The sequence below is a fragment of the Enterobacter sp. JH25 genome (assembly GCF_021725435.1).
In the GTDB taxonomy this organism is placed as follows: domain Bacteria; phylum Pseudomonadota; class Gammaproteobacteria; order Enterobacterales; family Enterobacteriaceae; genus Enterobacter; species Enterobacter intestinihominis.
Genome location: NZ_CP091319.1, coordinates 4,289,960 through 4,310,252 on the forward strand (window position 1 = coordinate 4,289,960; position 20,293 = coordinate 4,310,252).

Annotated in this window: 14 protein-coding genes; 10 read left to right on the forward strand and 4 right to left on the reverse strand. The window is 56.2% G+C overall.

Annotated elements, in window-relative coordinates:
- The first annotated feature begins 99 nt into the window (after nt 1-99).
- Nucleotides 100-2,652: a peptidoglycan glycosyltransferase/peptidoglycan DD-transpeptidase MrcA gene (mrcA, locus tag L2Y28_RS20740; protein ID WP_022649627.1), complete on the forward strand. Its 2,553-nt coding sequence runs from the start codon at nt 100-102 to the stop codon at nt 2,650-2,652.
- Between the two features lie 93 nt (nt 2,653-2,745).
- On the opposite strand, the gene nudE is transcribed toward mrcA, so the two are convergent.
- Nucleotides 2,746-3,306, reverse strand: a complete 561-nt coding sequence (gene nudE / locus L2Y28_RS20745) for an ADP compounds hydrolase NudE (RefSeq protein ID WP_003861622.1) — start codon at nt 3,304-3,306, stop codon at nt 2,746-2,748.
- A gap of 327 nt (nt 3,307-3,633) precedes the next feature.
- Between nudE and L2Y28_RS20750 the strand changes: the two genes are divergently transcribed.
- The 4 genes from L2Y28_RS20750 to hslO all read left to right on the forward strand — a co-directional run bounded on the left by L2Y28_RS20750 (nt 3,634) and on the right by hslO (nt 7,821).
- Complete coding sequence (locus L2Y28_RS20750; protein WP_022649628.1) at nt 3,634-5,772, forward strand: intracellular growth attenuator family protein; 2,139 nt, start codon at nt 3,634-3,636, stop codon at nt 5,770-5,772.
- A 64-nt stretch (nt 5,773-5,836) separates the two neighbouring features.
- The gene (gene yrfG / locus L2Y28_RS20755) at nt 5,837-6,520 is read left to right on the forward strand and encodes a GMP/IMP nucleotidase (protein ID WP_003861619.1); all 684 of its coding nucleotides are present in this window, start codon (nt 5,837-5,839) and stop codon (nt 6,518-6,520) included.
- Nucleotides 6,517-6,918 carry a ribosome-associated heat shock protein Hsp15 gene (gene hslR, locus L2Y28_RS20760; RefSeq protein ID WP_003861618.1) on the forward strand — a complete coding sequence of 134 codons (402 nt, stop codon included), beginning with the start codon at nt 6,517-6,519 and terminating at the stop codon, nt 6,916-6,918. The genes yrfG and hslR overlap by 4 nt, the downstream gene beginning before the upstream one ends.
- 18 nt (nt 6,919-6,936) lie before the next feature.
- Nucleotides 6,937-7,821 carry an Hsp33 family molecular chaperone HslO gene (gene hslO, locus L2Y28_RS20765; RefSeq protein ID WP_006812239.1) on the forward strand — a complete coding sequence of 295 codons (885 nt, stop codon included), beginning with the start codon at nt 6,937-6,939 and terminating at the stop codon, nt 7,819-7,821.
- Between the two features lie 122 nt (nt 7,822-7,943).
- Here the strand turns inward: hslO and L2Y28_RS20770 are convergent, their stop codons facing one another.
- On the reverse strand, nt 7,944-9,701 hold the full coding sequence (locus tag L2Y28_RS20770) for a DUF4153 domain-containing protein (RefSeq protein WP_022649629.1): 1,758 nt from the start codon (nt 9,699-9,701) through the stop codon (nt 7,944-7,946).
- Nucleotides 9,702-10,077: 376 nt separating this feature from the next.
- On the opposite strand from L2Y28_RS20770, the gene pckA reads away from it, so the two are divergent.
- Nucleotides 10,078-11,694, forward strand: a complete 1,617-nt coding sequence (gene pckA / locus L2Y28_RS20775; RefSeq protein ID WP_058655713.1) for a phosphoenolpyruvate carboxykinase (ATP) — start codon at nt 10,078-10,080, stop codon at nt 11,692-11,694.
- A gap of 531 nt (nt 11,695-12,225) precedes the next feature.
- On the opposite strand, the gene envZ is transcribed toward pckA, so the two are convergent.
- Together envZ and ompR are read right to left on the reverse strand one after the other, a co-directional pair.
- Nucleotides 12,226-13,572: a two-component system sensor histidine kinase EnvZ gene (envZ, locus tag L2Y28_RS20780; RefSeq protein ID WP_003861615.1), complete on the reverse strand. Its 1,347-nt coding sequence runs from the start codon at nt 13,570-13,572 to the stop codon at nt 12,226-12,228.
- Complete coding sequence (gene ompR, locus L2Y28_RS20785) at nt 13,569-14,288, reverse strand: two-component system response regulator OmpR (protein WP_001157751.1); 720 nt, start codon at nt 14,286-14,288, stop codon at nt 13,569-13,571. Before ompR ends, envZ begins: the two co-directional genes overlap by 4 nt.
- A 228-nt stretch (nt 14,289-14,516) precedes the next feature.
- On the opposite strand from ompR, the gene greB reads away from it, so the two are divergent.
- The 4 genes from greB (at nt 14,517) to feoB (ending at nt 20,288) form a co-directional block, all read left to right on the forward strand.
- Entirely contained in the window at nt 14,517-14,990 is a 474-nt protein-coding gene (gene greB / locus L2Y28_RS20790) for a transcription elongation factor GreB (protein WP_022649631.1), read from the forward strand.
- 87 nt (nt 14,991-15,077) lie between these two features.
- Complete coding sequence (locus L2Y28_RS20795; protein ID WP_022649632.1) at nt 15,078-17,408, forward strand: Tex family protein; 2,331 nt, start codon at nt 15,078-15,080, stop codon at nt 17,406-17,408.
- 303 nt (nt 17,409-17,711) lie between these two features.
- Complete coding sequence (gene feoA, locus L2Y28_RS20800) at nt 17,712-17,939, forward strand: ferrous iron transporter A (protein WP_022649633.1); 228 nt, start codon at nt 17,712-17,714, stop codon at nt 17,937-17,939.
- A gap of 30 nt (nt 17,940-17,969) precedes the next feature.
- Nucleotides 17,970-20,288, forward strand: a complete 2,319-nt coding sequence (feoB, locus tag L2Y28_RS20805) for a Fe(2+) transporter permease subunit FeoB (protein WP_022649634.1) — start codon at nt 17,970-17,972, stop codon at nt 20,286-20,288.
- The last annotated feature ends 5 nt before the right edge of the window (nt 20,289-20,293 follow it).

A 20,293-nucleotide genomic window follows, 5' to 3' on the forward strand; every position in this document is an offset into this window, starting at 1 on the left:
CCGTCGGAGTGACGGCTATATCAATGAATCAGGCTTGCCTTTATACTACCGCGCGATTGTTTAGAAACTGCCCAGGCTAAACCAAATGGGAAATCTCCGGTGAAGTTCGTAAAGTATTTATTGATCCTTGCAGTCTGTTGCATTCTGCTGGGAGCAGGCTCGATTATTGGTTTGTACAAATATGTCGAGCCGCAACTCCCTGATGTCGCCACACTTCGTGATGTGCGGCTTCAGATCCCTATGCAGGTCTATAGCGCCGATGGTGAACTGATGGCGCAATACGGCGAGAAACGTCGTATCCCACTGACCTTAAATCAAATTCCACCCGTGATGGTGAAGGCTTTTATCGCCACCGAGGATAGCCGTTTTTACGAGCACCACGGTGTCGATCCGGTCGGTATTTTCCGTGCGGCAAGCGTGGCGCTGTTCTCCGGTCATGCCTCTCAGGGGGCAAGTACCATTACCCAGCAGCTGGCGCGTAACTTCTTCCTCAGCCCGGAAAAGACGCTGATACGTAAGATCAAAGAAGTGTTCCTCGCGATCCGCATTGAGCAACTGCTGAGCAAAGACGAGATCCTTGAGCTTTACCTCAACAAGATCTATCTGGGCTACCGCGCCTATGGTGTAGGGGCTGCGGCTCAGGTCTATTTCGGTAAGTCGATCGATCAGCTCACGCTGAGCGAAATGGCGACCATTGCCGGCCTGCCAAAAGCGCCATCAACGTTTAACCCGCTCTACTCGCTGGACCGCGCCACCGCGCGCCGTAACGTTGTGCTATCGCGTATGTTGAGCGAAGGCTACATCAGCCAGGATGAGTACGATCGGGCACGCAGCGATGTGATTGATGCCAATTACCATGCACCGGAAATTGCTTTCTCATCGCCGTATCTGACGGAAATGGTTCGCCAGGAGATGGTGCGCCGCTACGGCGACAAAGCATATGAAGACGGCTATCGCGTTTATACCACCGTGACCCGCAAGGTGCAGCAGGCTGCCCAGCAGGCGGTGCGTAATAACGTGATGGATTACGATATGCGTCACGGCTATCGCGGCCCGTCCAACGTGCTGTGGAGAGTGGGCGAAGGCGCATGGGACAGCAAAAAAATCACTGATTCCCTGAAAGCGCTGCCGACCTATGGCCCGCTGCGTCCGGCGGTGGTCATCCAGGCCGATCCGCAGGAAGCGGTGGCGATGATGGCCGATGGTACATCCGTTTCGCTGCGTATGGAGGGTATCCGCTGGGCGCGTCCGTACCGTTCTGACACCCTTCAGGGGCCTACTCCACGTAAAGTGACGGATGTGGTACAAACCGGACAACAAATCTGGGTGCGTCAGGTAGGCGATGCCTGGTGGCTGGCACAGGTGCCGGACGTCAACTCTGCCCTGGTCTCCATCAATCCGCAGAACGGTGCCGTGATGGCGCTGGTTGGCGGGTTCGATTTCAACCAGAGCAAATTTAACCGCGCAACCCAGGCGCTGCGTCAGGTCGGTTCGAACATCAAACCGTTCCTGTATACCGCGGCGATGGACAAGGGGCTAACGCTCGCCAGCATTCTCAACGACGTGCCAATTTCCCGATGGGATGCCGGTGCGGGCTCTGACTGGCAGCCGAAGAACTCTCCGGCGCAATACGCTGGCCCTATCCGTCTGCGTCAGGGCCTTGGCCAGTCGAAGAACGTGGTCATGGTTCGCGCGATGCGTGCGATGGGCGTTGATTATGCGGCAGAGTATCTGCAACGCTTCGGCTTCCCGGCGCAAAACATCGTTCATACCGAATCTTTGGCGCTCGGCTCCGCGTCCTTCACACCGCTCCAGGTCGCGCGTGGCTACTCGGTTATGGCAAACGGCGGCTTCCTGGTCGATCCGTATTTCATCAGCAAAATCGAGAACGATCAGGGCGGCGTACTGTTTGAAGCGAAGCCGAAAATTGCCTGCCCTGAATGCGATATTCCGGTGATTTACGGCGACACGCCAAAATCCAATGTCCTTGAAAACAAGGATATGGAAGATGTTGCCATCTCTCAGGAACGTCAGAATCTGGCGGTGCCGCAGCCTCAGCTGGAACAGGCCAATCAGGCGCTGGTCGCCCAGAGTGGCGCGCAGGAGTATGCTCCGCACGTGATCAGCACGCCGCTGTCGTTCCTGATTAAGAGCGCGCTGAACACCAACATCTTTGGCGAACCGGGCTGGCAAGGCACCGGCTGGCGAGCGGGCCGCGATTTGCAGCGCCGCGATATCGGCGGCAAAACAGGCACAACCAACAGCTCAAAAGATGCCTGGTTCTCAGGTTATGGCCCGGGCGTTGTCACCTCGGTCTGGATTGGTTTTGACGATCACCGCCGCACTCTGGGACGCACAACCGCTTCTGGCGCAATTAAAGATCAGATTTCCGGTTACGAGGGTGGGGCTAAGAGTGCGCAACCGGCCTGGGATGCTTACATGAAGGCCGCTCTCGAGGGCGTGCCGGAGCAGCCGCTAACGCCTCCACCGGGCATTGTCACGATCAATATTGACCGCAGCACCGGACAGCTCGCGAATGGCGGCAACAGCCGTGCCGAGTATTTCATCGAGGGTACGCAGCCAACCACGCAGGCGGTGCATGAGGTGGGTACCGAAATCATTGATAACGGCGAAACGCACGAACTGTTCTGACGCCAACAAAAAAGCCGGGCGGTGGCGACGCCTGTCCCGGCCTACAGCGTAATGCAAAACGGCAACCATCGGTTGCCGTTTTTAATGGTGGCGCTACAAACGCCCCTGCCCCTTCAGCCACTCCCGCACCAGGAACAGTGCGCTCACGTTGCGTGCCTCGTTAAAGTCAGGATCTTCCAGCAAATCCATCAGATGAGCCAGCGGCCAGCGAACCTGCGGCAGCGGTTCCGGCTCGTCTCCTTCCAGCGATTCAGGATAGAGATCTTCCGCGACAACAATGTTCATTTTGCTGGAGAAATAGGACGGCGCCATGCTCAGCTTTTTCAGGAACGTCAGCTCTTTCGCGCCAAAGCCGACCTCTTCTTTCAGCTCCCGGTTTGCCGCTTCAAACACCGTTTCGCCCGGATCGATCAGTCCTTTGGAGAAGCCCAGCTCGTAGGATTCAGTGCCCACGGCGTATTCACGAATGAGGATCAGGTGCTCGTCGACGATAGGCACTATCATCACCGCTTCACGCGAGGAGGGGCGCATACGCTCATAAACACGACGCACACCGTTGCTGAACTCCAGATCCACACTTTCAACATTAAACAGACGCGATTTTGCGACGGTTTCAACATTCAGAATGGTGGGCTTTTGTAAGGGTTTGGTCATCTTGACGGGTCTTTGCTGGGTGAACTGGCTTTATTGTGCGATACGCCGCACGGTTTCGGCAATGTCAATTGCTCTTTATTTACATTTATGCAACGTAACTGTAGGCAATTCTCATTTCAAAACAAATGTCAAGAGGTTGAAAAGTTTCCAGGAATTTGCTGATATCGCGCCGGAACAGGCTTTGTTATCATTACCGGTCACTGGGATGCGCGTCAACATGCTCAAGTTAGACTCCATACTTGCCGATAGCCGACCACAGAATCTCATTCATTGTACAAAAGGTGCGACTGACAACACCTGTAAGAAGATAAGTAAGATGGGGAAAGCATGAGCACCATTTTGATTTTTCTCGCTGCTGTGCTGGCCTGCGCGTCGATTGCGGTGTGGGTATTCAGGCGCCGCGTACATCGCCGTTATCGGCTGCCCTTTTTGAACGCGTTTGCCGGGGCAAACACGCGCAAGCTTTCGCCAGAGGAACGCAGCACCGTTGAGCAGTATCTCGACACGCTGAACCGATCCCGGCTTTCGCCTGGCCCTACCGGCGCCAGCGCCGCCCCCGTATCGCTCAACCTTAACGCACAAAGCGACACCGTTTTGTGCGTAACGCGCTCCATTACCCGCTACGGCATCACAACCGACGATCCCAACAAATGGCGTTACTATCTCGACTCTGTTGAAGTGCACCTGCCTCCCTTCTGGGAGCAGTATATCAACGACGAAAACAGCGTCGAGCTCATCCATACCGATACGCTGCCGCTGGTTATCTCCCTTAATGGTCATACTCTGAGCGAATATGTTCAGGAAGCGCCACGCTTTGCGCTGGAACGCGCGAGCGGAACGCAGGCCTCTATTCGTGGTGAAGAGACAGAGCAGATTGAACTGCTCAACATCCGCCAGGAAACGCATGAAGAGTACGTCCTGAGCCGCCCGGATGGCATTCGCGAAGCGGTGCTGATTGTCGTCTCGTTCCTGCTCTTTTTCATCTGCCTGCTGACGCCGGACGTGTTTGTTCCGTGGCTCGCGGGCGGCGCAGTACTGCTTCTGGTCGCCGGGCTGTGTGGCATATTTGCCCCGCCGGCAAAAACGTCATTACGCGAAATTCACTGCCTGCGCGGAACCCCAAAACGCTGGGGACTGTTCGGCGAAAACGATCAGGAACATATCAACAATATCTCGCTCGGGATCATCGATCTCATCTATCCGCGCCACTGGCAGCCGTGGATTGCGCAGGACCTGGGCCACAAAACGGATATTGATATCTATCTCGACCGCCACGTTGTACGCCAGGGACGTTACTTATCCCTGCACGACGAAGTGAAAAACTTCCCGCTTCAGCACTGGCTTCGCAGCGCGGTGATTGCCGGTGGCGCCGCGTTAATCTTCCTCATGCTGCTGCTTTTCGTGCCGCTGGATATGCCGATTAAATTTACCCTGTCATGGATCAAAGGGGCGCAAACCGTGGAAGCCACCAGCGTACAGCAGCTCGAAGAAGCGGGTGTACGCGTGGGGGATACGTTGCGGCTGAAAGGCACCGGGATGTGTAATATCCACTCACCGGGCGCCTGGAACACGCGCCAGAACTCGCCGTTCGCGCCGTTCGACTGCTCTCAGATCATCTGGAATGACGCCTCTCCGCTGCCGCTTCCGGAATCGGATGTGGTCAATAAGGCCACCGCGCTCACCCAGACGATTAATCGCCAGCTCCATCCAAAACCGGATGATGATTCTCGCGTCAGCCCTGCCCTGCGTTCGGCCATTCAGAAGTCCGGCATGGTGCTGCTGGATGACTTTGGCGAAATCGTCCTGAAAACAGAAGATCTCTGCTCAGCTCAGGATGACTGTATCCGGCTGAAGAACGCGCTGGTCAACCTCGGCAACAGCAAAGACTGGGACGCGCTGGTGAAACGCGCCGAAGCGGGACGCCTCGATGGTGTGAATGTGCTTTTGCGTCCGGTCAGCGCCGAGTCGCTGGATAACCTGGTGGCGACCTCTACCGCCCCCTTCGTGATGCGTGAAACCACCCGTGCCGCCCAGGCGCTTAACAGCCCGGCGCCTGGCGGTTTTGTGATTGCCAGCGATGAAGGCAGCGACCTGGTGGATCAACCCTATCCGCAGGTTTCGCTGTATGACTATCCTGCCCAGGAGCAGTGGAGCGAATTCCAGCGTCTGGCGCAGATGCTGATGCAGACGCCATTCAGCGCGGAAGGGATCGTCACCACCCTCTTTACCGACGCCAACGGCACGCGTCATATTGGCCTGCACCGTATGCCGGATAGCGCTGGCCTGTGGCGCTATGTAGGGACATCCCTGCTGCTGATTGCGATGCTGGCGTGTATTATCTGGAACGGTTATCAGGCCGTACGCCGCTATCAGCGCTCCCGCACGCGACTGGCAGAAATCCAGGCCTACTACGAAAATTGTCTAAACCCGAAACTGATCTCCTCTTCTGAGAGCCTGATCGGATAACGTCCCTGCGCGACAAGTTGTGCTACCCTGTCGCGCACGTTTCTTCTGGCTGGAGTTCCCCCTTATGCATCTTAATATCGACTGGCAGGCGGTCGATACCGTCCTGCTTGATATGGACGGCACGCTGCTTGATCTCGCCTTTGATAACTATTTCTGGCAAAAGCTGGTTCCGGAAACGTACGGTGAACAGCAGGGGATCTCCCCGGCGGAAGCGCAGGAATTCATTCGTTCGCAATATAGCGCGGTGCAGCATACGCTAAACTGGTACTGTCTTGACTACTGGAGCGAGCGACTCGGTCTGGATATTTGCGCCATGACCACCGCCCAGGGCGCACGCGCCGTTCTGCGCGAAGATACGGTCCCGTTCCTGGACGCGCTGAAAGCCTGCGGTAAGCGCCGTATTTTGCTGACAAATGCGCATCCCCATAACCTGGCCGTGAAGCTGGAACATACCGGTCTTGCTTCGCACCTTGATTTATTGCTTTCCACCCACACATTTGGTTATCCGAAAGAGGATCAGCGGTTGTGGCATGCCGTGGTGGAAGAGACCGGTTTACAGCCGGAACGCACGCTGTTCATTGACGACAGCGAGCCGATTCTGGATTCTGCGGCCGCATTTGGCATTCGCTATTGTCTGGGCGTGACCAATCCTGATTCCGGCCTGGCTGAAAAAAGCTATCTGCGACATCCGGGGCTGAACGACTATCGCCGGATGATCCCCTCACTCACCGTGAAGGAGACGCCATGAAAGAAAAACCCTCTGATGGGGTAAGACTGGATAAATGGCTGTGGGCCGCCCGTTTTTACAAAACGCGCGCCCTTGCCCGTGAAATGGTTGACGGCGGAAAGGTGCATTACAACGGTCAGCGCAGCAAACCGAGCAAGCTGGTTGAACTGAATGCCACGTTAACGCTTCGCCAGGGCAACGATGAGAAAACGGTGGTGGTGAAAGCCATTACCGAACAGCGGCGGCCCGCAACCGAAGCCGTTTTGCTGTATGAAGAGACGGCCGAAAGCATAGAGAAGCGCGAGAAAACCGCGCTGGCGCGCAAAATGAACGCGCTGACGATGCCTCACCCGGACCGGCGACCGGATAAAAAAGAGCGCCGCGATCTGATGAAATTTAAACACGGTGAGAGCGAGTAACCCTCACCTGCATGAGAGATGAAAATGGCCCAACACGACCAATTACACCGCTATCTGTTTGAACAATTCGCCGTGCGCGGCGAGCTGGTCACCGTATCCGAAACCTGGAAACAGATTCTGGAAAACCACAACTACCCGCTGCCGGTAAAAACCCTGTTGGGCGAACTGCTGGTTGCCACCAGCCTGCTGACCGCCACGCTGAAGTTTGCTGGCGATATTACCGTCCAGTTGCAGGGCGATGGCCCAATGTCGCTGGCGGTGATCAACGGCAATAACCAGCAGCAGATGCGCGGCGTGGCGCGCGTTCAGGGCGATATCCCTGAAAATGCGGATCTGAAAACGCTGGTCGGTAACGGCTACCTGGTTATCACGATCTCGCCTGAAGAAGGTGAGCGCTATCAGGGCGTTGTCGGTCTCGAAGGCGATACGCTTGCCGCCTGCCTGGAAGATTACTTCATGCGTTCCGAACAGCTGCCAACCCGTCTGTTCATCCGCACCGGTGAAGTGGATGGCCAGCCTGCTGCCGGTGGTATGCTGCTTCAGGTTCTGCCTGCGCAGGATGCGCAGACCAATGATTTCGAACATCTGGCAACGCTGACGGAAACCATCAAAGCGGAAGAGCTGTTCACCCTGTCGGCGACCGACGTGCTGTGGCGTCTCTACCACGAAGAAGAAGTGACGGTTTACGATCCGCAGGCGGTGGAATTTAAGTGCACCTGCTCCCGCGAGCGTTGTGCTGGCGCCCTGAAAACGCTGCCGGATGAAGAGATCGACAGCATCATGGCGGAAGACGGTGAAATCGATATGCACTGTGACTACTGCGGTACGCACTACGTGTTCAATTCGATGGATATCGCGGAGATCCGCAATAACGCCTCTCCGGCGGATCCGCAGGTTCACTAAGCTCTGAGCCTGTTGCCCGGCGGCGCTATGCTCTCACGGGCCTACAATGAATTGTGCAATTTTTTGATATGATTGCTAATTGTAGGCCGGGTAAGCGTAGCGCCACCCGGCAAGAAAGAGCACTAACGCCGCTGCGCATTATTGTAACTGTCGTAGCTCATATCGACACGCTCCCCAAAAATATCAATATCCGCCCAGGGCTTCACGACAGATTTCACTTTCCTCTGCCTTAATGCGCGATCAAGTTCTTCTCTGGTCAATGCCTCCGGCATTTTCCACGCGTCCCCGGCGATCCTCCAGCCCGTGTTGGTTTGTGTGTAAGCCACAATCGTGCGATCGGTAAATTGAAATAGCACGGCCTCAGGCTTGCCGTCGCCGTTAAGATCCAGCGGCATGAGTAAACAGTTACTCTGGGCGCTATCGCAGCTCTCAAAGCGATACTGATTGCTGAGCATGGCTTGCCACAATGTCTTATCAGGACGAGCCATTCCCGGTGCGAGCTGGACCTGTTTTTCCAGCATCGCGGCGGTCATCTTACCTGCTCCGCCAGCGTTCCTGGAGAGAAGACCATTTATTTCACGCTGGCGTTTTGGGTTAGAGATAAACTGCGGATCGTTTTGCAGCGTGAGCATCGCCTCCCGCCCCTTTCGTCCAGCGTTACTGAGCATATACAGGCTGACTTGATCCGCCGTTATTCTGCCGTCCTGATAGCGGGCCATATGGCTTGCAACGCTTATTCGCCACGGATCCAGCACGGGGGTATGGATCAACGCCAGGAAGATGAGGGAAAGCAGCCCGGTCGTCGGGATGACGTACGCATGGATCTTCTGCGGTTCACGGCGCTGAATCAGAACGCTGGCGCAAAAACCGACCGCCCAGACCAGCGCCACGATGGTTATCAATACCCCGTACAGACGCTCGGGTGACCAGCCGTATTGCGAAATGCGTAGCCACAGCGCCCACCCCGCCAGAACCGGGTACGCGGGTACGATAGCCACAGCAAGGCGAATCATCCCTCGCAGCGGGGCATAGTAAGGCAGCGTTTGACGCTGTGGATGCCACACTATCGTCACCAGGAATAACAGCAGCAGCGCTAAGGTGGTCAGCAAGCCCGCGGCGGATATTCTGGCTGAAATGGATTCAAAGCCGACAAAAGGCAACGCGCCAATAAAGAGCAGCGCCAGCGCCGCCATCAGGGGAAGCAGACCGGTGGCTATGAGGGTCAGCAGATTTTGCAGGGCAAGGATTAACCTTACCTGCATGCGCGTGAGCACGGCCGCACTGGCTGAAACCACGCCAATCGCCACTGAAATAAATCCGTCAGAATGAAAGAAAAGCCGATCAAAAAAGCCGATGCCGATAAGTTCGAAAAGCTCGGCCCAGAGGAAAAGCACCAGCCAGAAGAGACCATTCGAAACAAAAATAATGAGCAGCGTCAGCGCGTTATGCCAGTTTCGTTGATAAAAGTCGCTGTAGAACGAGGTAGTCGGGACGGGATCCAGACGCCGCTGAAGCCATGGCAACACGAACAGCGTCATCAGCAGCAGATGAAAACCGAAAACGAGCATCTCATCTCTGAGATTCCAGCTTTCGAGTCCTGCAACGCTCCACTTAAGCCAGCCGCCCATACCCGCGACTGCCGCGCCGATCATCCCGAGTGACAGCCACAAAAATGGCTTTCTGAATGACGTCATGGCAAGAGACAACGTGGTTGTCATTATCACGGTGGCAGGTACTACACACATCAGCCACAGCGTATCCGATGGCAATTTTGCGTACTCGATATACCACGTAATTACATAGCAAATTACGCCCTGTAGAGCCCCCGCCAGCACGACGGCTACGCGCGTTGAAGGAGATAACGTCTCACGGTTTTCCATTTCTCATCCCTTGTTCATGAAAAATCTATTGTCTCATCAAGGCAAAACTCTGGCCCCCACCTCAAACTCTGAAAATAGCTGACCCAAGAGACCTGAATCGTTTTCCCAATGTAACTCTTACGTAATTTTCTTTCATGTATGCGATTACATTCACATTCTTCTGGATAAATTCACCAGAGATTAACCTTTTAAGAACATTTTCCCCAACCAAAAAGCGATTCCTGCGATAATCTGCCCGCCCTGTGACTGGAGTCGCAGCGTTTTCCGTTAGTAAGGGTTTTGACCAGATACGTAAATCTATGAGCCCCGTCGCGGTTAACATCCCCAGAAAAACCCTACAATTTCAGGCAGTACATATTGGCTAAGGAGCAGTGATATGCGTGTTAATGGTTTAACCCCGCAAGATCTCAAGGCTTATGGTATTCACGACGTCCAGGAAGTGGTCTACAACCCCGATTACGATACGCTGTATCAGGAAGAGCTCAATCCGGCACTGGAAGGATACGATCGAGGTGTGTTGACGAATCTTGGTGCTATCGCCGTCGATACCGGTATTTTTACCGGCCGTTCGCCGAAAGATAAATACATCGTCCGAGATGATACCACCCGCGATACGCTGTGGTGGGCCGATAAAGGCAAAGGGAAGAACGATAACAAACCGCTCTCTCCTGAAACCTGGCAGCATCTGAAAGGGCTCGTCACCCATCAGCTTTCCGGCAAGCGTCTGTTCATCGTCGATGCTTTCTGCGGCGCTAACGCCGACACCCGTCTCTCCGTTCGGTTTATCACTGAAGTGGCCTGGCAGGCGCATTTCGTGAAGAACATGTTCATTCGTCCGACCGATGAAGAACTGCAAAACTTCACCCCTGACTTTATCGTGATGAACGGCGCGAAATGCACCAACCCGCAGTGGAAAGAACAGGGTCTGAACTCCGAAAACTTCATCGCCTTCAACCTGACCGAGCGTATCCAGCTGATCGGCGGTACCTGGTACGGCGGCGAAATGAAGAAAGGGATGTTCTCGGTCATGAACTACCTGCTGCCGCTGCGCGGTATCGCCTCCATGCACTGCTCGGCGAACGTCGGTGAAAAAGGTGACGTGGCGGTGTTCTTCGGCCTTTCCGGCACCGGTAAAACGACTCTGTCCACCGATCCAAAACGTCGTCTGATTGGCGACGACGAGCACGGCTGGGACGACGACGGTGTGTTTAACTTTGAAGGCGGCTGCTACGCGAAAACCATTCGCCTGTCTGAAGAGGCAGAGCCGGATATCTACCACGCGATTCGCCGCGATGCGCTGCTGGAAAACGTCACCGTGCGTGCCGATGGCTCTGTCGACTTCGACGATGCGTCCAAAACCGAAAACACCCGCGTCTCTTACCCGATTTACCACATCGACAACATCGTGAAGCCGGTGTCGAAGGCGGGCCACGCCACGAAGGTGATTTTCCTGACCGCAGACGCGTTCGGCGTGTTGCCACCGGTTTCCCGCCTGACCGCCAGCCAGACGCAGTACCACTTCCTCTCTGGCTTTACCGCTAAGCTGGCGGGTACCGAGCGCGGTGTGACCGAGCCAACCCCAACCTTCTCCGCATGCTTCGGCGCGGCGTTCCTGTCGCTACACCCAACGCAGTATGCGGAAGTGCTGGTGAAACGCATGCAGGCATCCGGCGCACAGGCATACCTGGTGAACACCGGCTGGAACGGGACGGGCAAACGTATCTCCATCAAAGATACACGCGCCATCATCGACGCGATTCTGGATGGTTCGTTGGATAACGCCGAGACCTTTACGCTGCCGATGTTCGATCTGGCGATCCCAACCGAGCTGCCGGGCGTGGATACGCGTATCCTTGACCCGCGCAACACCTACGGTTCACCGGAACAGTGGCGCGAGAAGGCAGAATCGCTGGCGAAACTGTTTATCGAAAACTTCGAGAAGTATACCGACACCCCGGCGGGTGCTGCGCTGGTGAGTGCGGGACCAAGGTAAAAGCAAAAAGGCAACGAAAGTTGCCTTTTTTAATGTTTTCTCCCTCTCCCCGTGGGCTGAGGGATCCCCAGTAATTTTTTTATGCAGAAGCAATAAAGTTGCTTTCTAAATGACTGAGGGCTGTCAGCGATGCCCTGGTCCGGCTGTAAATCGCTGAGGCGTTTGCCTTCCGGCCGGGGCGAGGCGCAGGGATGCGCCGAGAGGGCGGCTTTACAGGGACGTTGCCTCCGCCCGTACCCGATAAGCCGGAAGGAATAAGCCGAGGGCACCGCGAAGCGGCGATTTACCGCCGGGAGCCCGGGTCGCCAGGGTGGTGGCGACTGAGCCACCCTGGCACGTTCACCGGTCATGTCGTTACAGAGTAGCAAGGAACATAAAGTGAACGGAATGACCACCACCGCCGTATATTCCCCTCACCCTAACCCTCTCCCCGGAGGAGCGAGGGGATTGCTCAGTGCTCGCATTAATTTGTGGGGAACCCTCAGCCCCGTGGGAGAGGGCCGGGGTGAGGGCATCAGGCCCCACCCTTTTTTAACTCTCTTTCACCTGCCCCCGTAAAACCGGCACCGGTAACCATGCGCGAATGCTCAAACCACCCCGTTCGCTGGTGCCAATTTCCAGCAGTCCGTTATGGTTATCAACAATACGCTGCACAATCGCCAGGCCTAAGCCGGTTCCGCTGGTGCTGCGCGCGCTGTCGCCGCGCACAAACGGCTGGAACAGGTGCTTACGCTGCTCAGGCTTGATGCCCGGGCCATCGTCTTCCACCTGGAACCAGGCGCGGTTGAGTTCCGTACCGCTGCTGACTTTGATCCAACCGTTGCCGTAGCGCGCCGCGTTGACCACCATATTCGCTACCGCGCGTTTGATGGAGAGTGGGTGCATACGTACCTGAATCTCGCCCGCCTGAAGGTCGGTCGCAATTTCACGTTCGTAGCCGCTTTCGGCGGCAACAACTTCGCCCAGAACCGCGTTCAGATCCGCCATCTCCATCGGCATCTCCTGCCCGGTGCGCAGGTAGTCGATAAACTGCTCGATGATGGCGTTACACTCTTCGATATCCTTGTTGATGGACTCTGCAAGATAACCATCCTGCTCGCCCATCATCTCTGTTGCCAGCCGGATACGTGTCAGCGGGGTGCGAAGGTCATGGCTAACCCCCGCCATCAGCAGCGTACGGTCGTCAGCCAGCTGTTTAACGCCTGCCGCCATGTGGTTAAAAGCACGCGTTACCGAGCGCACTTCCGATGCGCCATACTCGCGCAGCGGCGGTGGGATAATACCTTTACCAACCTGCAATGCCGCATGCTCCAGGTCGACCAGCGGTCGGTTCTGGATACGAATAAACAGCCATGCGCCACCGATGGCCAGCAGCATGATCGCCAGGGTGTATCGGAACAGCGGTGAGAAGTCGCCCTGATGAATCTCGGTGAGCGGAACACGCACCCAGATGTTGGGTGACAGCCAGGTTTTCAGCCAGACAACCGGCGAGCTTTTATTGACCTCAACGCGCACTTCCGTCGGGCCGCCAAGCTGCTGCGCCATCTGCTGGCTAAGGAATTCATAGTGCTGCGCCCAGCGCAGGCCGGCATCTTCCGCCGCTTCGTTCGAGTAGAGAGAAATGCCCAACTCACGGTAGATTTCCCGACGGAACGCCGGGGGGACAACCAACTGCGTGCCGTCCTCCAGTTGCAGTTTGTCGGTCATCAGCATACGCACTTCGTATGCCAGCACCTTATTAAACTGCTGAAGGCTCGGCAGGATCGCAAAGTTCAGCACCACCAGGTAGGTCGTCACCAGGCTGACAAACAGCAGGGTGACGATCAATAACAGCGTGCGGGCAAACGAACTTCGCGGCGAGAAGCGCATTCGCCTCATGCTTTAGAGCCGTCCGGGACAAACACGTAGCCCAGACCCCACACGGTCTGAATATAACGAGGATGCGCCGGATCTTCTTCCACCATGCGGCGCAGACGAGAGATCTGCACGTCGATAGAACGTTCCATTGCGGAGTATTCACGGCCGCGCGCCAGGTTCATCAGCTTGTCACGTGAAAGCGGTTCACGCGGGTGGCTGACCAGCGCTTTCAGTACCGCAAACTCGCCGCTGGTGAGCGGCATTGGCTCATCTTCACGGAACATTTCACGGGTGCCGAGGTTCAGCTTGAACTTACCGAATGCAATGACGGCCTCTTCCTGAGACGGCGCGCCCGGCAGCTCGTTCGCCTGACGACGCAGCACGGCGCGAATACGCGCCAGCAGTTCACGCGGGTTGAACGGCTTAGGAATGTAGTCATCAGCGCCAATCTCAAGGCCGACGATACGGTCAACTTCTTCACCCTTCGCCGTCACCATGATGATTGGCATCGGGTTGCTCTGGCTACGCAGACGACGGCAAATAGAGAGCCCATCTTCGCCAGGCAGCATCAGGTCCAACACCATCAGGTGGAAGGATTCACGCGTCAGCAGACGATCCATCTGTTCCGCGTTCGCGACGCTACGAACCTGGAAGCCCTGCTCGGTCAGATAACGTTCCAGCAGCGCACGCAGGCGCATGTCGTCATCTACGACCAGAATTTTGTAGTTCTCTTGCATTGTGTGTACTCCCAAAGGTTCGGATAAGCCTGGAACAGCGTATTCTAAAAAAGTGCACGGGTTCGACCAGCAAATTCTGGTATAAATTCTAGACGAAATTGTTACAAAGCATATTTAACAGCAGCTTATCTGTTCATTTCATCACATAAATCATTATTAATCTTGTCTGTTACACTGTGCGCTACGTATTGTGCGCAAAGACAGTTAACCGGCATTAAAGGCAGCACCATGAAAACGCCTCTGATCACCCGCGAAGGGTACGAGAAACTCAAAAAAGAGATGGATTACCTGTGGCGCGAAGAGCGTCCGGAAGTGACCAAAAAAGTCACCTGGGCCGCAAGTCTGGGCGACCGCAGCGAGAATGCGGACTATCAGTACAATAAAAAGCGACTGCGCGAAATCGATCGCCGGGTACGCTACCTGACGAAATGCCTCGAGAATCTCAAAATTGTCGATTACTCCCCGCAGCAGGAAGGTAAAGTGTTTTTCGGCGCGTGGGTCGAAATTGAAAACGACAACGGCGACACCCTGCGTTTTCGTATCGTTGGCTATGATGAAATTTTCGGTCGTAAGGATTACATTTCTATCGATTCACCCATGGCCCGCGCCCTGCTGAAAAAAGAGGTGGGCGATTTAGCCGTTGTCCAGACGCCCGCGGGTGAAGCAAGCTGGTACGTCAACGAAATCGAGTATGTTAAATAGTCCGAGAGCGCCCTCCCCGGCTGGCATTTTTTGGTGTCAGCCCGTATAACTATCCCCCTGATTTTCGATCCACAAGATGAACTGACCATGATGAAAGAGTCGCTCTGCCGCATTATTGCGGGTGATATTCAGGCCAGAGCCGAACAGGTAGAAGCTGCCGTTCGTCTGCTTGATGAAGGGAACACCGTGCCGTTTATTGCACGTTATCGTAAGGAAGTCACCGGCGGTCTGGATGACACGCAGCTGCGTAACCTTGAGACCCGTCTGGGCTATCTGCGCGAGCTGGAAGACCGACGTCAGGCGATCCTCAAATCTATCGGCGAGCAGGGCAAGCTGACCAGTGACCTGGAAAAAGCCATTAACGGTACCCTGAGCAAAACCGAACTTGAAGATCTCTATCTGCCGTACAAACCGAAGCGCCGCACGCGCGGGCAGATTGCGATCGAAGCCGGCCTTGAGCCGCTGGCCGACCTGCTGTGGAACGAGCCGTCTCACGATCCGGAAACCGAAGCCGCCAGATTTATCGACGCCGAAAAAGGCGTAGCGGACACCAAAGCCGCGCTGGACGGCGCTCGCTACATTCTGATGGAGCGCTTCGCCGAAGACGCGGCGCTGCTGGCCAAAGTGCGTGATTACCTGTGGAAGAACGCCCATATCGTCTCCACCGTGGTGTCCGGCAAAGAGGACGAAGGCGCGAAATTCCGCGACTACTTCGATCACCACGAACCCATTTCTACCGCGCCGTCTCACCGCGCGCTGGCGATGTTCCGCGGTCGTAACGAAGGCGTGCTGCAACTCTCCCTGAATGCCGATCCGCAGTTTGACGAGCCGCCTAAAGAGAGCCACTGTGAGCAGATCATAATCGACCATCTGGGCCTGCGCCTGAACAACGCCCCGGCGGACAGCTGGCGCAAAGGCGTGGTGAGCTGGACCTGGCGCATCAAGGTGCTCATGCACCTCGAAACCGAGCTGATGGGCACCGTGCGCGAGCGCGCCGAAGACGAAGCGATCAACGTCTTCGCCCGTAACCTGCACGACCTGCTGATGGCTGCGCCGGCTGGCCTGCGCGCCACCATGGGTCTCGATCCGGGTCTGCGCACCGGCGTGAAGGTGGCCGTGGTTGACGGCACCGGCAAGCTGGTTGCCACCGACACCATTTACCCGCATACCGGTCAGGCAGCGAAAGCGGCTGTCGTGGTCGCCGCGCTGTGCGAGAAGTACAACGTTGAGCTGGTTGCCATCGGTAACGGTACGGCGTCCCGCGAAACCGAACGTTTCTATCTCGACGTGCAGAAGCAGTTCCCGAAAGTGACGGCGCAGAAAGTGATCGTCAGCGAAGCGGGGGCATCTGTCTATTCCGCCTCTGAGCTGGCAGCGCAGGAGTTCCCGGAACTGGACGTTTCCCTGCGCGGTGCGGTCTCTATCGCCCGTCGTTTGCAGGATCCGCTGGCGGAGCTGGTGAAAATTGACCCGAAATCCATCGGCGTGGGCCAGTATCAGCACGACGTGAGCCAGACGCAGCTGGCGCGCAAGCTGGATGCGGTGGTGGAAGACTGCGTTAACGCCGTCGGCGTGGACCTGAACACCGCTTCCGTTCCGCTGCTGACCCGCGTAGCAGGCCTGACCCGTATGATGGCGCAGAATATCGTCGCCTGGCGTGATGAGAACGGTCAGTTCCAGAACCGCCAGCAGCTGCTGAAGGTGAGCCGTCTGGGGCCGAAAGCTTTTGAGCAGTGCGCGGGCTTCCTGCGCATCAACCACGGCGATAACCCGCTGGATGCCTCTACCGTTCACCCGGAAGCCTATCCGGTTGTCGAGCGTATCCTGGCCGCCACCCAGCAGGCGCTGAAAGACCTGATGGGCGACAGCAGCGCGCTGCGTAACCTGAAAGCGGTGGATTTTACCGACGAACAGTTCGGCGTGCCGACGGTCACTGACATCATCAAAGAGCTGGAAAAACCGGGCCGCGATCCGCGTCCTGAGTTTAAAACCGCGACCTTTGCTGACGGCGTGGAAACCATGAACGACCTGCTGCCGGGCATGGTGCTGGAAGGGGCGGTAACCAACGTCACCAACTTTGGCGCGTTTGTGGATATCGGCGTGCATCAGGACGGTCTGGTGCATATCTCTTCCCTCGCCGACAAGTTCGTTGAAGATCCGCACACCGTGGTCAAAGCGGGCGACATCGTGAAGGTGAAAGTGCTGGAAGTGGATCTTCAGCGCAAGCGTATCGCCCTGACCATGCGTCTGGACGAGCAGCCGGGCGACACTAACGCGCGCCGTGGCGGTAATGGCGGTGGCCGTGAACAGCAGCGTCCGGCAGCGAAAGCCGCGAAGCCACGCGGACGTGACGCACAGCCAGCAGGCAACAGCGCGATGATGGATGCTCTGGCAGCGGCGATGGGTAAGAAACGCTAATCCTGTAAATGCCTCTCACCCTAACCCTCGCCCCTTTGGGGAGAGGGCCGGGGTGAGGGGAAAAATTATATCGTAAAATATGAAACCGATTGCATATCCATATTTAAACCGCTATTTATCACTCCATTAACAAATACGCTTTTTATTCCTTCCCGGGTATTCCCGCAAATATTGAGCAAGGTCAAGCAGACCGCAAATTAATACGATTAACAACATCCCGTCACATTTTTATTATTGCTGATAAAAACTATTCTCATTATCATCGCAGTGTTGATTATTTAACCTCTCGTGGAATCAGGCGCTATGCAATTCACTCCAGAAAGTGCGTGGAAAATTATCGGTTTTACCCGTGAGATAAGCCCGGCCTATCGGCAGAAGCTACTGTCACTGGGCATGCTACCCGGCTCATCATTCCAGGTGGTGCGCGTGGCGCCGTTGGGCGATCCTGTTCATATCGAAACCCGACGCGTTAATCTGGTTCTGCGTAAAAAAGACCTCGCATTAATTGAAGTTGAATCTTTATCCCGTTAACAAGCCAGCGGTTTCAGTGAGTCTAAAACAATGAAAAAATTAACTATTGGCTTAATTGGCAATCCTAATTCCGGCAAGACAACCTTATTTAATCAGTTAACCGGCGCACGCCAGCGTGTGGGAAATTGGGCAGGCGTAACGGTTGAACGCAAAGAAGGCCAGTTCACAACGACAGATAATCAGGTCACGCTGGTTGATTTACCGGGGACCTATTCACTCACCACAATTTCATCTCAGACCTCTCTCGATGAGCAAATTGCCTGCCACTATATTCTGAGCGGCGACGCGGATCTGCTCATCAATGTGGTGGATGCCTCCAATCTCGAACGAAATCTGTACCTCACGCTACAGCTGCTGGAGCTGGGGATCCCCTGCATCGTGGCGCTTAACATGCTCGACATCGCCGAGAAGCAAAAGCTGCGCATCGACGTCGACGCCCTCTCCGCCCGTCTGGGCTGCCCGGTGGTTCCGCTGGTTTCTACCCGCGCGCGCGGCATTGACGCCCTGAAGCTGGCAATTGACCGCCACACGGGCAATGCCGACGTCGAACTGGTGCACTACGCCCAGCCGCTGCTGCGCGAGGCCGGGCAGCTGGCGCAGGAGATGGACAACGCCATGCCCGCCAGACAGCGCCTGTGGCTTGGCCTGCAAATGCTGGAAGGCGATATCTACAGCCGCGCCTACGCAGGCGATGCGGCGGATAAACTGAGCGTTGCACAGGCTCGCCTGAGCGACGAGCTGGATGACCCGGCCCTGCACATTGCGGATGCGCGCTATCAGGCCATCGCCGCTATCTGTGACGTGGTCAGCAATGCATTAACCGCTGAACCCAGCCGCTTCACCGCCGCCGTGGATAAGATTGTGCTCAACCGCTTCCTCGGTTTGCCAATCTTTTTACTGGTGATGTACGTAATGTTCCTGCTCGCTATAAACATCGGCGGTGCATTACAACCCATCTTTGATGGCGGCTCAGTCGCTATCTTCGTGCACGGTATTCAGTGGCTGGGCTACACCCTCCACTTCCCGGAATGGTTGACCATCTTCCTTGCGCAGGGGATCGGCGGCGGGATCAACACCGTCCTGCCGCTGGTGCCGCAGATCGGCATGATGTACCTGTTCCTCTCCTTCCTTGAAGATTCCGGTTACATGGCACGCGCCGCCTTCGTGATGGACCGCCTGATGCAGGCGCTGGGGCTGCCGGGGAAATCCTTCGTGCCGCTGATTGTCGGTTTTGGCTGTAACGTGCCGTCAGTCATGGGCGCGCGTACGCTGGACGCACCGCGCGAACGCCTGATGACCATCATGATGGCGCCGTTCATGTCCTGCGGCGCACGTCTGGCGATCTTCGCGGTCTTTGCCGCGGCGTTCTTTGGTCAGGAAGGGGCGCTTGCCGTCTTCTCCCTGTATGTGCTGGGTATCGTGATGGCTATTCTCACCGGCCTGATGCTGAAGCACACCATCATGCGTGGCGAAGCGTCGCCGTTCGTGATGGAACTGCCGGTTTATCACGTTCCGCATCTGAAAAGCCTGATTATTCAAACCTGGCAGCGCCTGAAGGGCTTTGTTCTGCGCGCCGGTAAGGTGATTGTAGTGGTCAGCATTTTCCTGAGCGCCCTGAACAGCTTCACCCTGAGCGGCCAGGCCGCGGACAACATTAATGACTCTGCCCTTGCCTCCGTCAGCCGGATCATTACGCCGGTCTTCAAACCGATTGGCGTACAGGAAGACAACTGGCAGGCAACCGTGGGCCTGTTCACCGGCGCGATGGCAAAAGAAGTGGTTGTCGGCACCCTGAACACGCTCTACACCGCGGAAAACATCCAGGAAGAGGAGTTCAACCCGGCAGAGTTCAGCCTCGGTGACGAACTTCTGGGTGCAGTAGAAGAGACCTGGCAGAGCCTGAAAGACACCTTCAGCCTGAGCGTGCTGGCGAACCCGATTGAAGCCAGCAAAGGCGACGGCGTAATGGCGACCGGAGCAATGGGCGTGATGGGCCAGAAATTTGGCAGCGCGTCGGCGGCCTACAGCTACCTGATCTTCGTCCTGCTCTATATTCCGTGCATCTCGGTCATGGGCGCCATTGCCCGTGAGTCCAGCCGCGGCTGGATGGGCTTCTCCATTCTGTGGGGGCTGAACATTGCCTACTCGCTGGCGACCGTGTTTTATCAAACCGTCAATTACAGCCAGCATCCGCGCTACAGCCTGGTCTGTATCCTCGCGGTGATCCTGTTTAACGTGATGGTGATTGGCCTGCTGCGCCGGGCACGTAGCCGCGTTGACGTTAACCTGCTGGCAACGCGCAAAACCCCAACGACCTGCTGTAGTAGCCCTGCGGGCGACTGTCACTGAGGGAA